Here is a 21,258-nt window from a genome sequence, read left to right on the forward strand (position 1 = left end):
ACATTTTACATTATACAACATGAGAAATGTAGGAATTATCGGTGCCGGAACGATGGGAATCGGCATCGCACAGGTAGCCGCAACGAATGGATGCAAAGTTTGGGTATATGACGCCAACGCAAAACAGGTGGAAACGGCAACCGTAGGTCTGGAAAAAACATTGACCAGATTGGTCGACAAACAGAAAATTTCGTCAGAAAAAATGGTTGAAATTTTATCCAATATTTCCATCGCTACCGAACTGGAGGACTTCAAAGACTGCGAATTAGTCATTGAAGCCATCATCGAAAATAAAGAAATCAAAACCAAGGTTTTCACAGAATTAGAAAGTCATGTTTCTGAAAACTGTGTGATTGCTTCCAATACATCATCCATTTCGATCACATCTCTTGGTGCGGAATTACAAAAACCGGAGCGTTTCATCGGAATTCACTTCTTCAATCCGGCTCCTCTCATGCCTTTGGTTGAAATTATTCCATCTTTACTCACAGAAAAATCTTTAGCGGAAAAAATGTACAGCCTCATGAAAGATTGGGGCAAAGTTCCTGTGATTGCCAAAGACATCCCTGGATTTATCGTTAACAGAATTGCCCGTCCTTTTTACGGAGAAGCTTTAAGAATTGTTGAGGAAAACATTGCAACGGTAGAACAGGTTGATGATGCCATGAAAACTCTAGGAAACTTTAAAATGGGACCTTTTGAATTAATGGATCTCATTGGTGTGGATGTGAATTTCTCCGTAACAAAAACAGTTTACAACGAATATTTCTACGATCCGAAGTATAAACCATCACTTCTTCAGCAAAGAATGTCTGAAGCCAAACTTCACGGCAGAAAAACAGGAAAAGGCTTCTACGATTATAGTGAAGGAGCAGAAAAACCTGTTGCTGAAAAAAATGATGCTCTTTATCAACAAATATTTTTAAGAATTATTTCAATGCTCATCAATGAAGCAGTTGAAGCGAAAAGATTAGGCGTTGCGAACGACGAAGATTTAGAATTGGCGATGCAGAAGGGTGTCAATTATCCAAAAGGATTACTGGCTTGGGGAAAAGAAATTGGATATTCTAAAATCTCTGAAACTTTACAGAATCTTTACGAAGAATATCAGGAAGAAAGATACAGACAAAGTCCGTTGCTTCGTAAAATGTAACAATATATCAATCTAACAATGTAGCAATCGTATTGTCATGCTGAGCTTGTCGAAGCATTTTTCGGTAAACTGTTTCATTGTTAAATTATAAAAATCATGACTCAGAAAAAAATAATTTCATCTTTTGCAGTAGCATTGTTCTCAACAATATTTGTGGGAGAGATATTTTATTTAACTGATAATCGTTTTAAAACCGCGGAAGATGATAAAATGTTCAGTTGGGGTTTTGTAATTATTTATTTTTCAGGAATGTTTATCGTGAGTCTTTTCATGGACAAGCTAAGGCAGCTTTTCAAAAAACAATGAAATAAATGTTGATGGATTTAACCAGCTTTAAAGCCGAATTGGAAACAAGACTTTCCATCGAAAAAGAATATATCATTGAGGAACTTTCGACGGTCAGTGATGAAGAAAAGCTGGATTTGTTGGGAAAGTTCAATGAAAAATATAAAGAGCTCATTAAACGAATTGCCACTGAAGAGGGAATAGATTTAAATGCTTTGGATGCCTCAGAAAATTCAGCTGATCATCTCACGAATGAACAGGTAATTTTAGGGAAAACGATGAGTATTTATGACAAGCTGGCTGATGAATTATATGAGAAAATAACAGGCAAATAGTAAATAAAAAATAAATTTTAGTCACAGTAAGTAGAATTTTAAAGACGATGCTTAAAAGAATTTTTACATTAAAGAATTTTCTGAGATCATTGATGAGAGCTTTCATCTTTGTGACAGCTTTTTTTCTGCTCAAACTTCTCTTTTATTATTTAGGATGGGAAGACGAACAGGGCTTCAACATCTTTGGTTTTACAATTTATTTCGCGGGCATTTTTTTAATGTATTTTATTTTAGACGGCAGAGATTATTCATGGAGAGATGTGATTAAATTTAAAAAATTAAAAAATTAATGAATCCGAGACAGGTTGTAGATTATATGATGGAGAAAGATTACTTCTCCCAATTTTTAGGAATAAATATCATTGATATTAAAGAAAATTACGCTTTGATTGAAATGGAAATCACCAGACAAATGCTCAACGGCTTGGGAACAGTGCACGGCGGAGTAACGTTTGCGTTTGCAGATTCAGCCTTCGCTTTTTCATCCAACAACGACGGAAACGCAGCGGTTGCATTAAGTGTAACCATCAATTTCACAAAAGCAGGAAGAGAAGGAGATATTTTCAGAGCTGAAAGTATTTTGGTAAATGATACCAGAAAAACAGCGATTTACGATATTAAAATTACCAACCAAAATAATGATTTGGTTGCAAAATTTGTCGGAACAGTTTATAAGATTGGAAAAAAAGTGGTTGAACTTTAAATTTTAATTGATGAAGTATTTTGCATCTTTTATTTTAGTTTTTTTACTAAGTTTTGCCAATGCTCAAAAGCAACAAGTTAATGAAAACCTGAAGAAAGAGTTAGATGAAATTCTTAGATTAGATCAAACTTACAGAAGACTGTTCGACAATGGAATTACTGCTGAGAAAAAAAGCGAGATTCTAAAAAAATTAAATATCGATGAAGAAGATTTTAAGGAAAAACAATGGCAATTAGTCGTTGATATAGACAGTCTGAATATGCGAAAAATTGAAAAAATTATTTCTCAATACGGCTATCCAGGAAAATCTCTCGTTGGAGAACCTACTAATCAATCGGCTTGGTATGTCATCCAACATTCAAATAAAATCGAAAAATATTTACCAATCATTAAAAATGCAGGAAAACAAAGAGAAATACCTTTTACTTTAGCTGCGATGATGGAAGACAGATTCTTAATGAACAGTGGAAAGGAGCAAATTTACGGCACTCAGGGAGCTGGAGAATTCTTCATTAATAAAGATGGAAAGGAAGATTTTGTGAACTTCATCTGGCCAATAAAAAATGAGAAGAATGTTAATAAATTGCGCAAAGAAACCGGATTTAAAAATACAATAGAAGAAAATGCTAAAGAGCTGTTCGGGAAAGATTTCGTATACAAACCATTCTCCTTGAAAAAGGCTTTGGAATTAAGAAAACAGGCCTCAAATATTCACTAATTAGTAATTATCTCATTTTCAAATTCTCAAATTAACACATTTTCAAATTAAATATAATGAATAACGTATATATCATAGATTACATCAGAACTCCCATTTCAAAATTAATCGGAGGTTTATCAGAAGTGCGTGCCGATGATTTGGCAGCAATCGTTCTTAAAGAAATTGTTGCAAGAAATCCTGAAGTTCCTGTTGAGGAAATTGAGGACGTTATTTTTGGATGTGCCAATCAGGCGGGTGAAGATAATAGAAACGTTGCAAGAATGGGACTTTTACTGGCCGGACTTCCGTACAAAATCGGGGGTGAAACGGTGAACAGACTATGCGCTTCAGGAATGTCGGCGGTGGCCAATGCTTTCCGTTCGATCGCTTCCGGAGAAGGCGAAATTTACATTGCAGGTGGCGTTGAGCACATGACGCGTTCACCTTATGTGATGTCAAAACCAAGTACTGCTTTCGGGAGGGACAGCCAAATGTTTGACACGACATTCGGATGGAGATTTGTGAATCCCAAAATGAAAGAAATGTACGGTGTAGACACGATGGGAGACACTGCTGAAAATTTGGCAGAAATGCACAACATCAGCCGTGAAGATCAGGATAAATTTGCACTTTGGTCACAACAAAAAGCAACAAAAGCTCAGGAAAGCGGAAGACTGGCAGAAGAAATTGTACAGGTTGAAATTCCACAGAGAAAAGGCGAGCCGAAAATCTTTGACACTGACGAATTTATCAAGCCAACGTCTTCAATGGAAGGTTTAGGAAAACTTCGTCCTGCTTTCAAAAAAGAAGGTGGAACTGTAACTGCCGGAAACGCTTCAGGAATGAATGACGGTGCAGCAGCATTGATTTTAGCAAGCGAAGAAGCGGTAAAAAAATATGGTTTGAAGCCAAAAGCTAAGATTTTAGGATCATCAGTTGCCGGTGTAGAGCCAAGAATTATGGGAATAGGCCCTGTTGAAGCGACTCAAAAACTTTTGAAAAGACTGAATCTTTCATTGGATAATATGGATGTTATCGAATTGAACGAAGCTTTTGCTGCTCAATCTTTAGCGGTAACCAGAAGTTTAGGATTAAATGATGATGATTCAAGAATAAATCCAAACGGAGGCGCAATTGCCATCGGTCATCCGCTTGGAGTGTCGGGAGCGAGAATTATCGGTTCTGCAGCTGTAGAACTTCAAAAGCAAAATAAAAAATATGCGTTGTGTACACTTTGTATCGGTGTCGGTCAGGGTTATGCAATGGTCATTGAAAGAGTTTAATTTGAAAATGGGCTAATTTGAGAATTTGAAAATATTATTCAAAACAATTTCAATTCTTAAATTAAAACACCTGTAATTTTCAAATTAATTCATTCTCTAATTTTCAAATTAATTTTATGAACATTTACTCATACCACGGAATTCGTCCCATCATCAAACCTTCCGCTTACGTTCATCCGCAGGCGGTTATTATCGGTAATGTGGAAATCGGTGAAGAAGTTTATATCGGTCCGAACGCGGTTATTCGTGGCGATTGGGGTAAAATAATTGTGAAAAACGGTGCCAATGTTCAGGAAAACTGTACACTTCACGTTTTTCCCGGGATTGAAACCATTTTAGAAGAATGTGCACACATCGGCCATGGAGCGATCATCCATTCGGGACATATCGGTAGAAATTGTCTGGTTGGAATGAATGCTGTTGTAATGGACAAAGCCGTTATCGGCGACGAGTGCATCATCGGAGCATTGGCTTTTGTTCCTGCAAATTTCAGATGTGATGCAAGAAAACTGATCGTCGGAAGTCCGGCAAAAATTATCCGTGATGTTTCTGATGAAATGATCAAATGGAAAACGGAAGGAACAAAACTCTATCAGGAACTGGCAAGAGAAGGAAAAGATGCAATTCTTCCTTGTGAACCGTTTACGGAATATGTTCAGCAGATTCCTACGAAGGTTGTTGATTACAGTATTTGGGATGATGTGAAATAATCCAACTTTACGAAATTTAATATGATTAAAAAACTCCTCATTTTCGTCAGTATTCTATTTACATTTCAATTCACGGCTTTCGCCCAGACTGAAAATGTAAAACCATTAACTATAGGAGAAATCAGAACAATAAAATCAGAAATTTTAAAAGAAGACAGAACACTAAACATATATCTTCCTCAAAATTTCGATAAAACAAAATCCTATCCGATTATCTATCTTTTGGATGGAAGTATGAACGAAGACTTTATCCATGTTACAGGATTGGTACAGTTTTTCAGTTTAATGTATGCAATGCCGGAAACCATCGTTGTCGGAATTGCTAATATTGATAGAAAAAGAGACTTTACTTTTCATACCGATTTAAAGGATTTACAGAAAGATTATCCAACCACGGGACACTCAGATAAATTCATCAATTTCTTTGAGAAAGAACTTAAACCTTATATCGAAAGTCAGTTTAAAACTACTGAAACTTATCTGTTCGGACAGTCTCTTGGCGGACTTTTAGCAACAGAAATTCTACTTAAAAAACCTGAAATGTTCAATAATTATTTTATCATCAGTCCGAGTTTATGGTGGGATGATGAAAGTCTTTTGAAACAGGCTCCTCAATTATTATCTAAAATTCCTGATACCAAGAAATTTATCTATGTCTCTGTAGGGAAAGGAGAGCATAAAGTGATGGTAAAAGATGCGCAGGATCTATTTGAAACTCTGAAAAAAACCAACAAGAAAAACTGGACGGTAGAATATAAAATGATGGAATTAGACAATCATGCAACGATTCTTCACAGAAGTTTGTACGAAGGTTTGCTGAAAATGTTTCCTTACAAAGAACCAAAGTAAATCAATTTGAAATGATAAATGTATTGAAGAAATATTGGTTTTTAATTCTAGTAGTAATTGTAGCAATCAATTTTTTAGGATTTAAATTAATAAATGAATCAATCAGAATTTCAGATGCTTTTGAACATATTGAATCGGATAAAGTAATTGACAGTCTTAAACGTAAAGATTTGTTCTACACAATATTTATTGATTTCGTTTTAATAATAGATGTTTGTATAATTCTTTTGATCTCTTATCTGATAATCAGAAACATTATTAAAAATTTAAATGTAAGTAAAAAGTAAAAAACTATATGGAAAAGTTAAAAAACTATATCCACGGCGAATGGATCGAAGGCAACGGAAACGGAATTCCTTTATACAATGCCGTGACAGGAGAGCAGGTTGCTATTTCAGATACGGAAGGGCTGAATTTTGAACAGGCTTTGGATTTCGGAAGAACTGTAGGTTACAAAAATCTTTCATCCATGACGTTCTACGACCGTGGGGAAATGTTAAAAAAAGTAGCGCTTTACCTTTTAGAAAGAAAGAAAAAATATTACGATTTATCCTATAAAACAGGAGCAACTCACGCCGATTCATGGGTCGATATTGAGGGTGGTTTCGGTACTTTCTTCACGTATTCAGGTTTGGCAAAGAGAATGCTTCCGAATACGCCGTTTTGGGTTGATGGGGAAACTCAGAAAATTTCAGCTAACGGAACTTTCTTGGGAACTCACATTTTAACACCAAGTGAAGGGGTTTCTGTACAAATCAACGCCTACAATTTTCCGGTTTGGGGAATGTTGGAAAAGCTTTCCACTTCGTTGCTGGCGGGTGTTCCTTCAATTGTAAAGCCTTCGCCTTACGGTTCTTATTTGACGAATGCTGTTTTTCAGGATATGATTGAGAGTGGCTTTCTTCCGGAAGGTGCACTTCAGTTGGTTTGTGGCGAACCGGGAAATATTCTGGATTATGTTCAGGATGGAGATTCTGTATTATTTACAGGTTCTGCTTCGACAGGTAGAAAATTAAAATCTTTACCTTCGGTTTCAGGAAACTCCGTCCGTTTCAATATGGAAGCTGATTCTTTGAACTGTTCGATTCTTGGTTTGGATGCAAAACCGGGAACGCCTGAATTCGACTTGTTCATCAAAGAAGTTCGTACAGAAATGACAACGAAAGCCGGACAGAAATGTACCGCGATTAGAAGAATTCTGGTTCCCGAAAACTTGATAGGTGATGTTCAGAATGCTTTGTCTAAAGCTTTAGACCAGACAAAAATCGGAAATCCATTAAGCAGGGAAACGAGAATGGGATCTTTGGTTGGAAAACAGCAGTACAACGAAGTTTTAAGAAAAGTCGACATTCTGAAAACTGAAAATGAACTGATTTACGATGGAAAACATGAATTGGTAGATGCTGATTACGAAAATGGTGCATTTATGTCTCCAAAATTATTCTTAAATGATGCTCCATTCACAAAAAATATATCTCATGATGTCGAAGCTTTCGGTCCGGTTTCTACGTTGATGCCTTACAAAGATGCGGAAGAAGCTGCTGCTTTGGCAAAAAGAGGAAAAGGAAGTTTGGTAGGTTCAATTGTTTCTCACGATGAGAAATTTGTTGCTGAAACTTCATGGAAAATGGCTTCTCAACATGGAAGAATTTTCGTTCTAAACAGAGACAATGCAAAAGAAAGCACAGGTCACGGTTCTCCGCTTCCAACTTTGATGCACGGTGGTCCCGGAAGAGCGGGTGGCGGCGAGGAAATGGGTGGACTGAACGGTCTTCATTTCTTCCTTCAGAAAACAGCGATTCAAGGTTCTCCGGATATTTTAACGGCAATTACAAAAGTATATCAGCAGGGTGCTGAGAAAAAATATTCAGACAAACATCCATTCCAGAAATATTTTGAGGAAGTTGAGGTTGGAGATTCTTTGGAAACAGCAGGAAGAACGGTTACCGATGCAGATATCGTGAATTTCTCGAATGTTTCGTGGGATCATTTTTATGCACACACAGACGCAACCAGTTTGTCAGGAACTATTTTCGATAAAACGGTGGCTCACGGATATTTCATTCTTTCTGCAGCAGCCGGATTGTTTGTTTCAGGGAAAAAAGGACCCGTTATCGCCAATTATGGACTGGAAAACTGTTCGTTCTTCAAGCCGGTTTATGCTGGAGATACGATTACGGTTTATTTAACGGCTAAAGAGAAAATTAATCGTGGCGTTAAAGGAAGAACTATTCCTTCAGGCGTTGTTAAATGGTTGGTTGAAGTGGTTAACCAAAGGGATGAGGTAGTTTGTGTTGCTACAATTTTAACATTGGTGGCAAAACATTCTCCATTTATTGATTTTAAAGTTCAGAATATTCAGAAAAAATTAAATGCTTTAACTGAAAATACGAAACCTGTTTTTGGAGATTTTACACCACAATTGATGGTTGAGCATTTGGAAGAGGTTCTGAGAAACGGTTTTGGTGATTTAAAGCCGAAAGATTTTGATGAAATTCCGGAAGAAAAATTAGAAAAACTTCAGGATTGGCTGTACACCGACAAAAAAATCCGTCCGGGAGCACAATATCCTTTATGGAAAGAAGGTGAAGTTCCTCAGAATAAAAATAAAAATCTGGACGCAGCTAAAACTCAGTTAGTAGAGACGCTAAAAGAGTTTACCGTTTATTTCAAGGAAAATCCTTTTGCGGAACATTACAATCCGAGATTCGGGCATTTGAATAAAGAAATGATGGAGCTTTTCCAGAGAAAGCATTTTACGCATCATTTTGAGCAGTTTGGGTTGGTTTAATCTGAATGTACCAATGTGAAAATTTAGCAGTGTAACAGTTTTTGTTGCACTTTTTTTTTGCAATTATGAATGTTGTTATTTAAAAATTACATAAATTAGAATGTGAAATGGGCATTCCAAAGGAATGCTATCTCTGTAGAAATAGATTGATAACTAAAAGATAGCAGTCCTACGGACTGCGCCGAATCATGAAATTCTTAAATCTACACACATATGACTCCTACGGAGTCCGCCTATTGTCTTCCCAAATAACACAACACAGATAAGAATCATACGGATTTTACTGTATAAATTACAAACCAATAAATAAAAAACATGCCCTGGAATCCCGATACCTACAACCAGTTCAAAAACATCCGCTACCAACCGTTTTTTGATTTAGCAGAAAACATTTCGTCTGAAAATCTTAAAACAGCCATCGACATCGGTTGCGGAACCGGCGAGCAAACTAAAATTCTTTCAGATAAATTTCCTGATGCGCAGTTTTTGTGAATCGATTCGTCTGCTGAAATGCTTCAGAAATCTTTGGAATTTAAAAACGAAAATTTAAGTTTTAAACAAAGAACAATTGAAGAATTATACGAATCGAATGAAAAATGGGGTTTGATTTTCAGCAATGCAGCTCTGCAATGGTCTGATGATCACGGGAAATTATTTCCAAAATTGCTTTCTTTATTGAGTGAAAACGGTCAGTTTGCAGTACAAATGCCTGTGCAGAATGAGAATGTTTTAAACCGGATTTTAATTCAGTTGGCTTCGGAAGAACCTTTCAAGCGTCAATTAAATAGTTTTAACAGAATTTCTCCTGTCTTAGGTATTGATGAGTATGCAAAAATGATGTTTGATTCAGGCTTAAAAGATTTGAATATCTCCGTCAAAGTCTATCCGATTGTTGCCAAAGATGCTGAAGAGTTGTTTCAGTTTATTTCCGGTTCGGCTTTAATTCCCTATCTGGAAAGACTGGATGAGGTGTCGGAGGAAATGTTTACCACAGAATATAAAAAGCGGATCGCTGAAAAATTTGAAAAGTTTCCGGCCATTTATGCTTTCAAAAGAATATTGATGTACGGAAGAAAATAGATTGGTAAAACCAAAAAATCCCGGTTGCCCGGGAAATTTTCATCATGTTTTAGAATCGTATGAAATAATCTTCATTCAAAAAAAGAGTTTTCGTGGTGGTTTTTATTTTTTTATAATCTTTTGAGATGTGGTTTCAGATTTCAGAATGTATACGCCGTCTGGAAATCCGGAGATATCTGTTCTGTTCTCACCTTTTTGTGTTTCAATAGTTTTCAGTAATGATCCTGACAGACTGTAGATTTCAAATTTTCCACTCTTTTCGGTGTTGATGGTCAATGGTCCTGAGGTAGGATTTGGATAAATATCGTGGTTTGTTTTGTCCTTTTTCACTTCAGAAGCAGCCAGCACGAGATTGGTATCTTTTACCCAGGTGAAAGCGTCAAGTCCCAAATATCTGAAATTTCCGCCACCCGTTATCATCAGCTCATCGATGACAATATTTGAATAATTTTGACTTTGAAAACTGGTCAGATCAATAAGTGTGTAGCCATTTGTTGCACCGGGGGAGCCTGCAAAGTCCGCAGTTTTTGTGTTTGAAAATTTTATAGCACCCGACAGTTTGCCCGTTACCGTAAGCGTTCCGGTAGTATTGGGATTTGTATTAAGATCTCCGCAAAAAATCCAGAAACGGCTTACTTTAAACAAATTTGAGGTTGTTTTGATGCTGAATGACGGTGATGAAGTTGTAGGTATACTTCCTGAATTATCTACAAACCGGTAGTCGCCGCCAGTTCCACTCCATCCCCATTGAGATGTAGCGGTGTAGTTACGAAAAAGCCCGTTATGAGAGATAATATTGAAGGTAACATCATTATCGCTAAAACTTGTACTCTGATGTGATTCAGTTTCAAAAAGCTCTGTAGTGGGTGCCTGTCCCAATGACAGAAAAGAGATGAACATACTACAGATTAAGAAAATAGTTGTTCTTTTCATGACGGTTTTGTTTTAAGTTTATTTAAGGTCTTGGTGGATAAATTCCATTCACACAGATAATATAATTCATTCCCAGATAAGGTGGCATGTTATTCACTGGCGCACTTTGCCCCTGATGAAATACAGATTGTCCGCTGATTAAAGTATCAGGATTTCCGTCTACATAACTAGGGATAGGATTAAAATCTCTTCCGTTCGGAGTTCCGGTGATTGCAATTGAAGATGAAGCCGATGGAGTGGTAGAATTGGCGTTTGTTTTTGCCACTTTTATTGCTCCGCTGAAGCTTGGTAAGTTAGCTTCTGTTAGTGTATTTTGATAATTTCCTGCTGCTTCTCCAAGCTGTACAGATTTTCCTGTTGTAGAATTTCCTGCTCCCACGGGTAATCTTCCGTTTAGATTGGGCAATGCAAAAGTTCTCACGCCGTCGCCTCCATAGGTTGTACCAATCAGTGAGAACAGCGCCTGATACTGCATGATTTGCAGTAAAGATCCGTCGCAAAACATAAAGTTTGCCGGTGCATAGGTTCCTGCGAACATCTTGATTGTTGCCATCATTTCTTCCATAATAATAATAAGTTTTTGGGTTAGTTTGTTAGGTCAAAGGTAAAACTTAACATAATTGTTTTTTAGCGTATAAATAACCAATTAGATGATTCAGTATTTATACCTAATGATTTTTTTACCCGAACAATTGTTAGTATTTTTGTTTAAATCATATTTAAAAACAGATGAGCGATTTTGTAACATCAGAAATTAAAAACAATATTGCCGAAATCACTTTCGGAACTGCAAAAAGCAATGCTCTTCCGGGAGCGATTTTAGAAAAATTAGCTGCAACTATTCTTGAAGAGGGAGCGAAAATAGAAGTGAAAGCAATCTTGGTTAAAAGCGAGGGCGAAAAAGCGTTCTGTGCCGGAGCAAGTTTTGATGAACTTTTAGCCATCGGAGAACTTGAAGCTTCAACGAAGTTTTTCGGTGGTTTCGCCAAAGTTTTAAATGCAATGAGAAATTGTGGTAAGATCGTGATTGTAAGAGTTCAGGGGAAAACTACCGGTGGTGGAGTAGGCTTGGCTTGTGGTGCTGATTACTGTTTTGCAACTAAAGATTCTGCTCTGGCTTTGACGGAAATCAATTTAGGAATCGGACCTTTCGTTATTGGACCTTATGTAGAAAGAAAAATCGGGAAGTCTCAGTTTTCTGCCATGGCGATTGATGCAGATTTCAGATCTGCAGAATGGGCGGAACAGCACAATATTTACCACTCAGTTTCTGAAACAATTGCAGAAATGGATTCTAAATTAGAGAAATTCTTAAACACATTATCCGCCAGAAGCGAAGATGCTTTGGCTTTAATTAAAAAAGTTTCATGGGAAGGAACAGAGCATTTTAATGAATTGATGCCAGCCAGAATTCACATGAGTGCAAGTTTGATTCTGGAAGATTCTGCCAAGAAAAATATAGAAGCTATAAAAGAGAGATTAAGAGCTAAATAATTGATAGAAAGCGTTGTCGGAATTAAAACTGACAACGCTTTTTTTTACTTTTTATATTCAGATTTTAAAAGAGAATACAATACGGAATCTTCAAAAACGCCATCCACCAAATAATGTCCGCGTGTAATTCCTTCTTTTGAAAAGCCGTAATGCTCCAAAAGCTTTTTTGAAGGTATATTGGCGTCATCAATTAACGCTTCAATCCGATTGAGATCCAGTTCTTCAAAACCAAATTCAATTATTCTTCCGAGGGCTTCTTTCATGTAGCCTTTGCGTTTATATTCTTCCAAAAACAAATCATAACCTACTTCCGCACGGTGATGTTGAGGATTCCAGGTATGAAAACTGATGTTGCCGATTTTTTTACCGCTTTGTTTTTCTACAATTTTAAAACTCAGTATTTTTCGATTGTAAGATTCGTAGCCGTAATGATTTATTTTTTTCTGTCGTGCAAATTCTTCCTCATCCGTAATGCCCAAAATTTCTTTAATTTTTTCATCATCATTCAATTCAAAAATCTCGATCATCTTTTTTGGATCCAGCTTCAGAAGGATGAGGCGTTCTGTTTCTAATGTTTCAAATGTCATTTTTTATTTTTTTATTCCCGCTGATTGTTCAGATTTAACAGATTAAATTGTGTGGAAAATAATTTGCTTTATCCTTAAAATCTGCGTGAGTTGTTAATTCTAATCATTTAGATTTAAATTTTTTCTCATTCGCCCACCTTTTTTGCCCTTTTGCATAGCTAATTTCCATCTCAATCTTTTGTGACTTTTGTGGTTAAACAAAATCAGTTCTTTAATAAATTAATAGAAACCGTCGCCAGATCAGAATTGGGAAATTTTCTAAAAAGTTCCTTATCGATTTTTAAACCCGTTTCCAGACAAATCTTTTTAAATACATCAACTTCCAGAATATATTGATCTGAAAAACCATGAGTCGCCTCATAAGCCGTTGCAGGAGTTTTTCCCAAATTTTCAGCTGTAAGTTTTGAATCTAAAGCATGAAGTTCGATAATGAGAAGTCCGTTTTCACGAATGTACGGCAGCCAAAGTTCCAGATGTTCTTTTAGACTTTCTTCAACTAAACTGTTAGGTAATCGTTTCCCACGATGGACAAAGGCTCCGGTTGAAGTGCTGATTCTCTCAGGCTGACTGTTTTCGGGAGATTTCCAGACTCTGTTGTGGTCTAAAAATGTTCTTATATTTAATAAATCTGAAAGTTCAATTTCATAATTTTCCTTTAAATCATCTGCGAGCTGTTTCGGATTTCCGATGTCGCCCCAGATTACTTTTGCCCAGATATCATTGTTGATAAGGTTGGCTCGGGTCACTTTCAAAGCCGCCTGATTGTAATCGGCACCCACCAGAAACAGAGGATGTTCTTCCAGCATTTTCCCACGAAGCGTGTATCTTTCAATCGTTTCAAAAATATGTTGAATGAAGGCACCGTTTCCGCAACCCATATCCAAAACGCCTTTTGGCTGCAGATGAATCGGTTGATTAAAAATCTGAATAATAAAATCATTCGCCACTTTAAAGTAATTGGAATGCGAACCACCGCTTCCCCAAACGTTCATCGCCCTGTCAACGTGAATTTCATCTTCACCATCGGCAATTTCTCTGATTTTTGAAGCGTTTCCAAACAGAAGATCATCCATTTTATTCAACAGCGGAAGATAGGAAACCGTAACGCCGTACGATGCCGCTCTTTTGGCAAAGTAAATTCCCGTTTCGGTAAATTTGTAATTGTCGCCAGTCTTTTTAAACCAGTTTAAATAAGTCAGAAAGTCCAAGATCACTTCAAAATTTTCTGAGTTTTTGTGAAATTCTGCTGCCTGAAAGGATGTTTCCATAAAGTATTTGTGAAACATTCCTGTCATACCCAAATAAACGATGACTGGGCCGATGATACAACCCTCGATATGTTTTAAAATCTGTTCCTGTACAGTTTTTTCTTCCAAATCATCAGAAAGCTGAATTCCAAAATTACTTTTGACAGAATTGCTCAGTTGTGTAAATTCTTCAATAAAAGAATTCTCATTAATTTTATTTTTAATATCGGTTGAAAGCTTCAGAAACGGTAGGACTTTCAGATAAAGCAAACTGTATTTCTGAAGAAACGGTGTTCTGTTATTCGCTGAAATTGTAATACTGTTATTTTGATTGTCGACATCATAACTTAGAAATCCTTGTGACGCCAAAGCCCGAACTGCTACATTCAGATAACCATCATTAGCCCCAAATTCGTCCGAAAGCTCATTCAGCAATATTTTTTCACGCTGAATAATCAGAGAAATAATTTCCTTTTTTATGAGCGATGTCACGATGGGAGCGGTTACCACGCCATCCAGATGCTTAAAAATCTCCGACCTCAGAATTTCCTTGTCCATACAATATGTTTTTTCTAAAATAAAAAATTTAGATAAATATTCTGAAAAAAGTTTTGCTGTTTAAAAATTAAATATAACTTTGCAATTCAAAGTTCTTTTATATGGAATCAAAAAACTATCACGAAGACTTATCGCACATCCGTTCTATGATGGAACGGTCGTCACGGTTTATTTCACTGAGTGGCCTGTCGGGAGTAGTGGCAGGTTTGGCTGCCATGATTGGTGCGGCTTATGTTTTTTTTGTTTTTAAAAGAGAGGGAATCGATTATTTTGATGGCGACAGAAATATTTTCAGCAAATCTTTGGTTCAGGAACTTGTTGTAATCGGAGCAGTAATTTTGGTTATTGCGATTGCAAGCGGATACATTCTCACTGCCAACAAAAGCAAAAAGAAGGGACTGAAAATCTGGGATGCAACAACAAAAAAATTGCTTTTTGCCTTTGCCATTCCTTTAGTAACCGGAGGATTTTTCTGTCTCGGACTTTTGTATCATCATTTATTCGTTTTGGTCGCTCCCGCAACATTGATTTTCTACGGATTAGCTTTGGTAAGCGCAGAAAGATATACTTTGACGGATATAAAATATTTAGGCTATTGCCAAATCGTTTTGGGATTGCTTTCCTTCTTGTTTTTAGGTTGGGGATTGGTCGCCTGGACGATTGGTTTTGGGGTTTTACATATTGTGTATGGATTGATTATGCATAAGAAGTACAAGTAAAATGGTTGCCTTATATGTTGTTTTTATAGCGGTTTTTGTTTTTGGTATTTCTGTCGTATTATTTAAAGAGAATAAGAGAAAATTTTTGATAAGCGGAATTACTGCCGCGATTCTTTCTCCTTTAATTTATTTTGCATTTGTCTCTTTTCTCATCTTTACAATGAGCATAGAAAGAAGCAGAGATTTTGACGAAAATCTATGGAAAACAACTTCCGAAGCCGAAGGGGAATTTGGTAAATATGAAATGATTGACGATCTTATCGAAAGTGATTTGTTAATTAATAAAGATTCTCTTGAAGTCAAAAAGATTTTAGGAATGCCGGAATATCGGGATAAAGAAAAGAATTTTTGGCAATACTATGCAGGAATGAGTAACGGTTTCGGTTTTGTCGACCATCATCTTATTGTAAATTTTAAGCATGGTAAAGTAAGTAAGCTGGAACATAAAAGACTTAAAGATTAATTGAATTAAAATTAAAATGATCAACATTTCAAAACTCAACAAAGAATTCGAAAGCCGTGTGAGATTGGGCATCATGTCCGTTCTGATGGTCAACGACTGGGTTGATTTTTCTGAAATGAAAAACCTTCTGGAAATCACAGACGGAAATATGGCAAGCCACAGCAATGCTCTGGAAAAAGCCAATTACATCGAGGTGAAAAAAGAATTTGTCGGCAAAAAACCAAAGACTTCTTACCGTGTGACGCAGTCAGGAAGAACGGCTTTCACACAACATTTAGATGCACTTGAAAAATTAATAGGAAGATAAACTCTATATTTTTTTGAAATTAAACTTTGAAATACAAAGTACTTTAATAAATTAAAATTAAAAATTATGATGACAAAACAGCAAAAAGCAGCACTCATTTTCGCTATTCCTTCACTTTTGATGGTGGCAGCATTCGTCACAAATAATTTTGCAGAAGGCTTTAACTGGACGGGTTCAGACTTCCTGATCGCCGCAGTTTTACTCTTCGGAACTGCCTCATTTATTTACATGATTGTGAATTCAAATCTTTCAGTCAGAGCAAAAATTATGATTTCCATCGTCATCGTTCTTATTCTGATGGTTATTTGGGTTGAAATGGCAGTTGGTCTTTTCGGATCACCAATCGCGGGAAGATAAATGTACTCGAAAGGATTATAAGTAAATAAGTTTCACGCAGATTGAGCTGATTCGGCAGATTTGCCAGCAGTTTAAAATCTGCTCAATCCAAAAAATCTGCGTGAGATAAAAAAACATCGCAAAGAAATTAATCATGACTAGAAAACATTTCCTCAAAAGACTGTTACAGCTTTCCGCAGTCGGAGCTTTACCCTTCCTTTATTCATGGCAGATCGAACCGTTTTGGCTGGAGTTTGTACAAAGAAAACTGCCCATCAGAAATTTACCGAAAGAACTGGAAGGTAAAATCCTGATGCCGATTTCAGATTTGCACGTCGGAAACCGTTTCGACTGGAATTTCCTCATCGAGTCCTTTCAGAAAGCCAAAAATTTCAATCCCGATTTTGTGGTGTACACCGGAGATTTCGTCAATCACGGTACTCCCGAAGATCATGAAAGTCTCAAAAGAGTAATGTCAGAAGCCGTTTACGGAAGTTTAGGAACATTCGGTATTCTGGGAAATCACGATTATGGAGTGAAATTTAGGGATGTTGGAACTTCAGAAATTATCTGTAAAATTCTAGAAGACAGCGGTGTTACAATGATTAACAATGCTCAGAAAGATTGCCATGGCTTAAATCTGATCGGCTTCGACGACTTATGGTCGCCCAATTTTGATCCAATGAAAGTCATGAAAGATTACGATCCTTCAAAAGCCAATTTAGTCCTCTGTCACAATCCCGATGTCTGCGACAAAGATGTTTGGAATGGCTATCAAGGCTGGATTCTGAGTGGTCATACCCACGGCGGACAATGCAGAATTCCGGGAGTTGTTACTCCAATTCTTCCCGTCAAAAACAGAAAATATATTTCCGGAGAAATCGATTTGCAGGACGGCAGAATGCTCTACATCAATCGTGCCATCGGGCATTCTTATCAGGTAAGATTTATGGTGAGGCCGGAGATTACGGTTTTTAAATTAACTCAAGCTTAAAACTTTAAAATTATGAAACTGATATTAACAATTATTGCCTTAGCGTTATTGGTTATTACAATTTTTAATGTGGATTATCCCTTAAAAGATAAAACATTGTATGGAATGTATGTAAATACAAATTATCAAAATCCTATTTGTTGTGTGGAAGCACCTCATGAATCAGATACTTTGATTTTGTACAGCGATGGAAATTTTGAAAGCAGATTTTTCGGTAAAGGACAATTTGAAATGAGTAATGGAATCAGTCCGCGAATTGAACTTCATTATAAAAGTTTTGGAGAATCGGCTTTGTTCAGCACTTATTTTTCAAATCAACTTTTCGGGAAGACTAAAATTATTTTGAATGGAGATATGAATCATGTTTACACAAAAATCAACTAAAATCATGAAAAATTCAACCATCAAAAACATCGGAAATTATACATTTTGGCTCTGTTTCATTCTCGGCAACATCTGCCTTTTCGGGAATATCATTACAAAAAATATTGATTTTGCGCTCTGCGGTTTTGTTTTGCTATATCTTGCGTCGGCGCTCAATTTGCTGATCATTTTTGGATTATTGATTTACGGTTTTTTTCGTCGCAGCCAGCTCCCCAACTGTTTTTCTGCATCCGCAATGCTCTGCATCAATATCCCAATCGCAGCTCTTTACACCTATATCGGACTCACTTTAAATTCTATTTAATTTTTTTTGGGCGCCTGTATCCGCCCTCCACTCCCGCTTTTTTGTGCCTTGGCTCTTCCCATCGCTTACAAAAAGAGCTCCGTTCAGGTCGGGGCGCGTGCAATTCAACTTTAAAACACAATGTATTCATTTAACAAAGAAAAAATCTTACCCAATGGAAACCGAAAATTCAAATCTCACCAACTCACAGATTAAAGAATGGTGGAGTGAAAGAAGATTGCTCTACAATTTCGGATTGGTAGTTTCGGGAATAACTGCTTTTATTCTGTATGTAATTTTAGGTGAATCACTTATAATGCCTTATGATCCCGAATTTGAAATCACTTTTTTTACAATATTCTTTCAGGGAATCGGCTATGTGGTTATGATGTTTTTTGCCAATTTATTCTATTTTTTAGGTGCGAACCATGACTTTAATTTTAATAAAGAAAATTCTCATAAGTTCAGAATTAATCTTTTTAATCTCGGCTTTTGGTTTTCAGTTTCCCTGCCGTTTTCAGTTCCTCTGATGATTGTGATTTCCTACTTTTTAAACTTTTACTAAATACATCAACTATGAAAAAACTCCGCGTAAAATTCCTGCTTTTCGTTTACGACAAAACACAAAAACTCTATAGAAAATACTTCAAAAAGAAGAAAAGACAGTGGCAGTTTAATGAAAAACAGCTTTTGGAATTTGAAAAAGATTCCCTCGGCAGAAAACTAGGTGAATTCTACAAAAAACACGGCTTCACCATGATCCCGAAAATGGAAAACCACGATGTACATCATCTGCTCACCGGTTGCGGAACCAACTTCGAAGACGAAATCGCCATGCAGTTCCTCCTACTCGGCAACGGAAAACTCAACGCTCATCTTTTGGCCGCCATTGTTTTGGGAAGCATCATCCTACCCGAATATCATAAAATCTACAAAAATGCTTATCAGAAAGGAAAATCAATGCGTGCCTTCCATCACATCGACTTCGAAGAACTTCTCTGGCAAAACTTCGAAAACGTAAAAGACTTCTTCCGACAGAAAGAAACTCAGGTTTTATTTTAACACCCTTCATCAAACATCCAACACCCAACATCCATCATCTAACATCCATCCAACACCCAACACTATGAAAACACATCACTATATTCTCCTTTGCACCGCAATTTTCATTGCCCTTTTCTACAACGAAGACGTTGGTCTCAACCTTGGAATTTTAGGAATTATCTATGCCGTTTTGACACTTTACAAAACGCCTAAACAAAACAAAACCAAAGAATTTATAGTGCTCTTTGTCACCAGCGTTCTTTCCGGTTTTGCATTTGCGTGGTACGGAGATTTTCCTTCATTCCTTGCAGTGGTAAGTTCGCTTCTTCTATTGTCCTACCGCTCAAAAAACAGCAGTATGAAAGCAATTTTGCTGATTCCTGTTTTTATCGTGAATTGCTTTACATTTATCTGCAGGTTTTTCAATTTTGACGCATGGTTGCCAAGGACCAATACTTCAGGATTTCTGCAGAAGGCCATCGCATTTTTTGTTATTCCTTTGGTTTTAGTTTCGGTCTTTTTCGGAATTTATGCGGCCGGAAGTGATATTTTTTCAGGTATTTTCACCAACTATGAATTAGATATAAATTTCTGGCAACTGACTGTTGTTACTGTTTTAGGACTCTTCATAGCCTTCAATTACTGGAATTTTGCTGTGGAAAAAATTATTTATAAGCAAAATCATATTTTAAATAATGAATTTAATGATGAAGATAAAATTCAGAAACCTACGTATTCATTTTTAGATTTAAATTCTGAAAGAACGAGTGGTGTCATATCGCTGTTTTGCCTGAATATTCTGTTGCTCGTTTTCATTTTCACCTTCAATTATGAGCAGTTCGTAGAAATTCCCAAAACAACCATTCAGCTTGGCGAAGAAACACATGAACGGGTGAATGCTGTTATTTTATCAATCATCATGGCGATTTTGGTTATTATGATGTATTTCAAGGGTGGATTCAACTTCGATGAAAAGGCAAAATCTTTAAAACTATTGGCGAAAATCTGGATTTTTTTAAATGTCATTTTAATCATTTCCGCTTTTGTGAAAAATACAGAATACATCATCGACATGGGTTTCACGTATAAAAAAATCGGGGTTTATGCATTTCTTATTTTATCGCTGATTGGTCTCATTCTTACCTTTATTAAAATTCAGAAAAAGAAAACCAATGCCTATCTTTTCAACTCTATGATCTGGGCGGTTTATGGAACAGTTTTAGCATGTTCTTACATCAACTGGGGCGGAATCATCACCTTGCAGAACAGCAAACGGAGTGATTTTGCCGTTAATTTTCACCTTCAGTCTGTAAGCTTCAGCGAAAAACAGTTGCTGAAATATGCTGAAGAAAATAAGGATCAACAACTTTTTAAGGATGTTGTAAGCAAAATTGAACTTCAGAAACAGAGTAGTTTCCTCTCAAAAATTCTGTTTTATAAAACCACTAAAACTAAGTAATATGAAATTTTATTTTCCAATAGCCATCGTATTTTTATTTTTGAATTCATGCCAAAAAGATAAAGAGCAGACAGTAACTCAAACCAATGATTCCATTATCGTGGATGAGCAGTCAGCCAATCTGAGTCCCAAAGATTCCGTAGCCGTAAAAATGAAAGATTCCGCCATCAACAACGCTCCCAAAACAAAAGAAGTGCTGGAAAGAGGTGTGATGCGTGAAGAAAAAGACCGCGTCATCATCAGAATGGCAGACGGAGAAAGGCTTCCTTTTACCATCGGAGAAAAGTTTACCGTTGAGCACGATAAATTGATTTTGAAGATAACCGACTTCAATAAATCCAGTATTTCTGCAACGATCAAAGTAAAAGACAGGAACCAAAACATCAGATTTAATCAGATCAAAATGCCGGATGGATCTATGGACGGACCGTTTGGTAAGGAATTGGTACACGAAGTTAAGGGAAAAGGTGAGCTGTGGCTGATCATCGGTAAAAACAATATGGCCGACGGAATCACCACCGGAGACTTTTCAGTAACAGTAGAATAATTGGTATAATTTCT

The 21,258-nt window shown here is 36.6% G+C and carries 26 protein-coding genes; 22 read left to right on the top strand and 4 right to left on the bottom strand.

The genetic code is table 11. The features are described from left to right. Positions 1-19: 19 nt before the first annotated feature. The 10 genes from NG809_RS12120 to NG809_RS12160 all read left to right on the top strand — a co-directional run bounded on the left by NG809_RS12120 (position 20) and on the right by NG809_RS12160 (position 9,889). Positions 20-1,153 (top strand): 3-hydroxyacyl-CoA dehydrogenase NAD-binding domain-containing protein, encoded by a 1,134-nt coding sequence (locus NG809_RS12120; RefSeq protein WP_262150982.1) that lies wholly within the window; start codon positions 20-22, stop codon positions 1,151-1,153. A 317-nt stretch (positions 1,154-1,470) separates the two neighbouring features. Continuing rightward, positions 1,471-1,773, top strand: a complete 303-nt coding sequence (locus tag NG809_RS12125) for a hypothetical protein (RefSeq protein WP_262150984.1) — start codon at positions 1,471-1,473, stop codon at positions 1,771-1,773. A gap of 289 nt (positions 1,774-2,062) precedes the next feature. Continuing rightward, positions 2,063-2,476, top strand: coding sequence for a hydroxyphenylacetyl-CoA thioesterase PaaI (paaI, locus tag NG809_RS12130; RefSeq protein ID WP_262150986.1), 414 nt, complete (start codon positions 2,063-2,065; stop codon positions 2,474-2,476). 10 nt (positions 2,477-2,486) lie between these two features. Further along, positions 2,487-3,194, top strand: coding sequence for a DUF6624 domain-containing protein (locus NG809_RS12135; protein WP_262150988.1), 708 nt, complete (start codon positions 2,487-2,489; stop codon positions 3,192-3,194). Positions 3,195-3,250: 56 nt separating this feature from the next. Continuing rightward, positions 3,251-4,459, top strand: a complete 1,209-nt coding sequence (gene pcaF, locus NG809_RS12140; protein WP_262150990.1) for a 3-oxoadipyl-CoA thiolase — start codon at positions 3,251-3,253, stop codon at positions 4,457-4,459. 116 nt (positions 4,460-4,575) lie between these two features. Then, the gene (locus NG809_RS12145) at positions 4,576-5,169 is read left to right on the top strand and encodes an acyltransferase (protein WP_262150992.1); all 594 of its coding nucleotides are present in this window, start codon (positions 4,576-4,578) and stop codon (positions 5,167-5,169) included. Positions 5,170-5,190: 21 nt separating this feature from the next. Further along, positions 5,191-6,018, top strand: coding sequence for an alpha/beta hydrolase (locus NG809_RS12150; RefSeq protein WP_262150994.1), 828 nt, complete (start codon positions 5,191-5,193; stop codon positions 6,016-6,018). Positions 6,019-6,313: 295 nt separating this feature from the next. After that, on the top strand, positions 6,314-8,809 hold the full coding sequence (gene paaZ, locus NG809_RS12155; protein WP_262150996.1) for a phenylacetic acid degradation bifunctional protein PaaZ: 2,496 nt from the start codon (positions 6,314-6,316) through the stop codon (positions 8,807-8,809). 315 nt (positions 8,810-9,124) lie between these two features. Continuing rightward, positions 9,125-9,301, top strand: a complete 177-nt coding sequence (locus tag NG809_RS18385) for a hypothetical protein (protein ID WP_317619149.1) — start codon at positions 9,125-9,127, stop codon at positions 9,299-9,301. Continuing rightward, positions 9,302-9,889, top strand: coding sequence for a trans-aconitate methyltransferase (locus tag NG809_RS12160; RefSeq protein WP_396124915.1), 588 nt, complete (start codon positions 9,302-9,304; stop codon positions 9,887-9,889). Between the two features lie 102 nt (positions 9,890-9,991). Here NG809_RS12160 and NG809_RS12165 read toward each other — a convergent pair whose 3' ends face one another. Both NG809_RS12165 and NG809_RS12170 read right to left on the bottom strand, forming a co-directional pair. Continuing rightward, on the bottom strand, positions 9,992-10,822 hold the full coding sequence (locus tag NG809_RS12165) for a T9SS type A sorting domain-containing protein (protein WP_262150997.1): 831 nt from the start codon (positions 10,820-10,822) through the stop codon (positions 9,992-9,994). Between the two features lie 22 nt (positions 10,823-10,844). Continuing rightward, a complete protein-coding gene (locus tag NG809_RS12170; RefSeq protein WP_262150999.1) occupies positions 10,845-11,387 on the bottom strand; it encodes a phage tail protein in 543 nt (180 codons plus the stop codon). Positions 11,388-11,551: 164 nt separating this feature from the next. Here NG809_RS12170 and NG809_RS12175 point away from each other — a divergent pair, with 164 nt between their 5' ends. Beyond that, positions 11,552-12,316, top strand: a complete 765-nt coding sequence (locus NG809_RS12175) for an enoyl-CoA hydratase/isomerase family protein (protein ID WP_262151001.1) — start codon at positions 11,552-11,554, stop codon at positions 12,314-12,316. Positions 12,317-12,360: 44 nt separating this feature from the next. On the opposite strand, the gene NG809_RS12180 is transcribed toward NG809_RS12175, so the two are convergent. Then, the gene (locus NG809_RS12180; RefSeq protein WP_262151002.1) at positions 12,361-12,903 is read right to left on the bottom strand and encodes a GNAT family N-acetyltransferase; all 543 of its coding nucleotides are present in this window, start codon (positions 12,901-12,903) and stop codon (positions 12,361-12,363) included. Between the two features lie 203 nt (positions 12,904-13,106). Next, a complete protein-coding gene (locus tag NG809_RS12185; RefSeq protein WP_262151004.1) occupies positions 13,107-14,708 on the bottom strand; it encodes a class I SAM-dependent methyltransferase in 1,602 nt (533 codons plus the stop codon). A 101-nt stretch (positions 14,709-14,809) separates the two neighbouring features. Here NG809_RS12185 and NG809_RS12190 point away from each other — a divergent pair, with 101 nt between their 5' ends. From NG809_RS12190 to NG809_RS12240, 11 genes are all read left to right on the top strand, one after another. Further along, on the top strand, positions 14,810-15,427 hold the full coding sequence (locus tag NG809_RS12190) for a hypothetical protein (RefSeq protein WP_262151006.1): 618 nt from the start codon (positions 14,810-14,812) through the stop codon (positions 15,425-15,427). A gap of 160 nt (positions 15,428-15,587) precedes the next feature. Next, positions 15,588-15,890: a hypothetical protein gene (locus NG809_RS12195; RefSeq protein WP_262151008.1), complete on the top strand. Its 303-nt coding sequence runs from the start codon at positions 15,588-15,590 to the stop codon at positions 15,888-15,890. A 16-nt stretch (positions 15,891-15,906) separates the two neighbouring features. Continuing rightward, positions 15,907-16,197 (top strand): winged helix-turn-helix domain-containing protein, encoded by a 291-nt coding sequence (locus tag NG809_RS12200; protein ID WP_056076403.1) that lies wholly within the window; start codon positions 15,907-15,909, stop codon positions 16,195-16,197. Between the two features lie 66 nt (positions 16,198-16,263). Next, entirely contained in the window at positions 16,264-16,554 is a 291-nt protein-coding gene (locus NG809_RS12205) for a hypothetical protein (protein ID WP_262151013.1), read from the top strand. 133 nt (positions 16,555-16,687) lie between these two features. After that, complete coding sequence (locus NG809_RS12210; protein ID WP_262151014.1) at positions 16,688-17,527, top strand: metallophosphoesterase; 840 nt, start codon at positions 16,688-16,690, stop codon at positions 17,525-17,527. 12 nt (positions 17,528-17,539) lie between these two features. After that, the gene (locus tag NG809_RS12215; protein ID WP_262151015.1) at positions 17,540-17,911 is read left to right on the top strand and encodes a hypothetical protein; all 372 of its coding nucleotides are present in this window, start codon (positions 17,540-17,542) and stop codon (positions 17,909-17,911) included. Positions 17,912-17,915: 4 nt separating this feature from the next. After that, positions 17,916-18,215, top strand: coding sequence for a hypothetical protein (locus NG809_RS12220; RefSeq protein ID WP_262151016.1), 300 nt, complete (start codon positions 17,916-17,918; stop codon positions 18,213-18,215). 154 nt (positions 18,216-18,369) lie between these two features. After that, positions 18,370-18,759, top strand: coding sequence for a hypothetical protein (locus NG809_RS12225; protein ID WP_262151018.1), 390 nt, complete (start codon positions 18,370-18,372; stop codon positions 18,757-18,759). An 11-nt stretch (positions 18,760-18,770) separates the two neighbouring features. After that, entirely contained in the window at positions 18,771-19,256 is a 486-nt protein-coding gene (locus tag NG809_RS12230) for a ubiquinone biosynthesis protein COQ4 (RefSeq protein ID WP_262151019.1), read from the top strand. 64 nt (positions 19,257-19,320) lie between these two features. Beyond that, the gene (locus NG809_RS12235; RefSeq protein WP_262151020.1) at positions 19,321-20,697 is read left to right on the top strand and encodes a DUF4153 domain-containing protein; all 1,377 of its coding nucleotides are present in this window, start codon (positions 19,321-19,323) and stop codon (positions 20,695-20,697) included. A 1-nt stretch (position 20,698) separates the two neighbouring features. Next, a complete protein-coding gene (locus tag NG809_RS12240) occupies positions 20,699-21,244 on the top strand; it encodes a hypothetical protein (RefSeq protein ID WP_262151021.1) in 546 nt (181 codons plus the stop codon). Positions 21,245-21,258 lie beyond the last annotated feature (14 nt).

The organism is Chryseobacterium foetidum, assembly GCF_025457425.1.
GTDB classification, from domain to species: Bacteria; Bacteroidota; Bacteroidia; order Flavobacteriales; family Weeksellaceae; genus Chryseobacterium; species Chryseobacterium foetidum.

Excerpts from the sequence above, each read along its gene's own strand:
- NG809_RS12210 (WP_262151014.1), top strand. The coding sequence starts at position 16,688 with ATGACTAGAAAACATTTCCTCAAAAGACTGTTACAGCTTTCCGCAGTC.
- NG809_RS12205 (WP_262151013.1), top strand. The coding sequence starts at position 16,264 with ATGATGACAAAACAGCAAAAAGCAGCACTCATTTTCGCTATTCCTTCA.
- NG809_RS12220 (WP_262151016.1), top strand. The coding sequence starts at position 17,916 with ATGAAAAATTCAACCATCAAAAACATCGGAAATTATACATTTTGGCTC.
- NG809_RS12150 (WP_262150994.1), top strand. The coding sequence starts at position 5,191 with ATGATTAAAAAACTCCTCATTTTCGTCAGTATTCTATTTACATTTCAA.
- NG809_RS12235 (WP_262151020.1), top strand. The coding sequence starts at position 19,321 with ATGAAAACACATCACTATATTCTCCTTTGCACCGCAATTTTCATTGCC.
- NG809_RS12135 (WP_262150988.1), top strand. The coding sequence starts at position 2,487 with ATGAAGTATTTTGCATCTTTTATTTTAGTTTTTTTACTAAGTTTTGCC.
- NG809_RS12170 (WP_262150999.1), bottom strand. The coding sequence starts at position 11,387 with ATGGAAGAAATGATGGCAACAATCAAGATGTTCGCAGGAACCTATGCA.
- NG809_RS12190 (WP_262151006.1), top strand. The coding sequence starts at position 14,810 with ATGGAATCAAAAAACTATCACGAAGACTTATCGCACATCCGTTCTATG.
- NG809_RS12215 (WP_262151015.1), top strand. The coding sequence starts at position 17,540 with ATGAAACTGATATTAACAATTATTGCCTTAGCGTTATTGGTTATTACA.
- NG809_RS12175 (WP_262151001.1), top strand. The coding sequence starts at position 11,552 with ATGAGCGATTTTGTAACATCAGAAATTAAAAACAATATTGCCGAAATC.
- NG809_RS12240 (WP_262151021.1), top strand. The coding sequence starts at position 20,699 with ATGAAATTTTATTTTCCAATAGCCATCGTATTTTTATTTTTGAATTCA.
- NG809_RS12125 (WP_262150984.1), top strand. The coding sequence starts at position 1,471 with ATGGATTTAACCAGCTTTAAAGCCGAATTGGAAACAAGACTTTCCATC.
- NG809_RS12180 (WP_262151002.1), bottom strand. The coding sequence starts at position 12,903 with ATGACATTTGAAACATTAGAAACAGAACGCCTCATCCTTCTGAAGCTG.
- NG809_RS12165 (WP_262150997.1), bottom strand. The coding sequence starts at position 10,822 with ATGAAAAGAACAACTATTTTCTTAATCTGTAGTATGTTCATCTCTTTT.
- paaZ (WP_262150996.1), top strand. The coding sequence starts at position 6,314 with ATGGAAAAGTTAAAAAACTATATCCACGGCGAATGGATCGAAGGCAAC.
- NG809_RS12230 (WP_262151019.1), top strand. The coding sequence starts at position 18,771 with ATGAAAAAACTCCGCGTAAAATTCCTGCTTTTCGTTTACGACAAAACA.
- NG809_RS12195 (WP_262151008.1), top strand. The coding sequence starts at position 15,588 with ATGAGCATAGAAAGAAGCAGAGATTTTGACGAAAATCTATGGAAAACA.
- NG809_RS12185 (WP_262151004.1), bottom strand. The coding sequence starts at position 14,708 with ATGGACAAGGAAATTCTGAGGTCGGAGATTTTTAAGCATCTGGATGGC.
- NG809_RS12145 (WP_262150992.1), top strand. The coding sequence starts at position 4,576 with ATGAACATTTACTCATACCACGGAATTCGTCCCATCATCAAACCTTCC.
- NG809_RS12120 (WP_262150982.1), top strand. The coding sequence starts at position 20 with ATGAGAAATGTAGGAATTATCGGTGCCGGAACGATGGGAATCGGCATC.
- NG809_RS12225 (WP_262151018.1), top strand. The coding sequence starts at position 18,370 with ATGGAAACCGAAAATTCAAATCTCACCAACTCACAGATTAAAGAATGG.
- NG809_RS18385 (WP_317619149.1), top strand. The coding sequence starts at position 9,125 with ATGCCCTGGAATCCCGATACCTACAACCAGTTCAAAAACATCCGCTAC.
- paaI (WP_262150986.1), top strand. The coding sequence starts at position 2,063 with ATGAATCCGAGACAGGTTGTAGATTATATGATGGAGAAAGATTACTTC.
- pcaF (WP_262150990.1), top strand. The coding sequence starts at position 3,251 with ATGAATAACGTATATATCATAGATTACATCAGAACTCCCATTTCAAAA.
- NG809_RS12200 (WP_056076403.1), top strand. The coding sequence starts at position 15,907 with ATGATCAACATTTCAAAACTCAACAAAGAATTCGAAAGCCGTGTGAGA.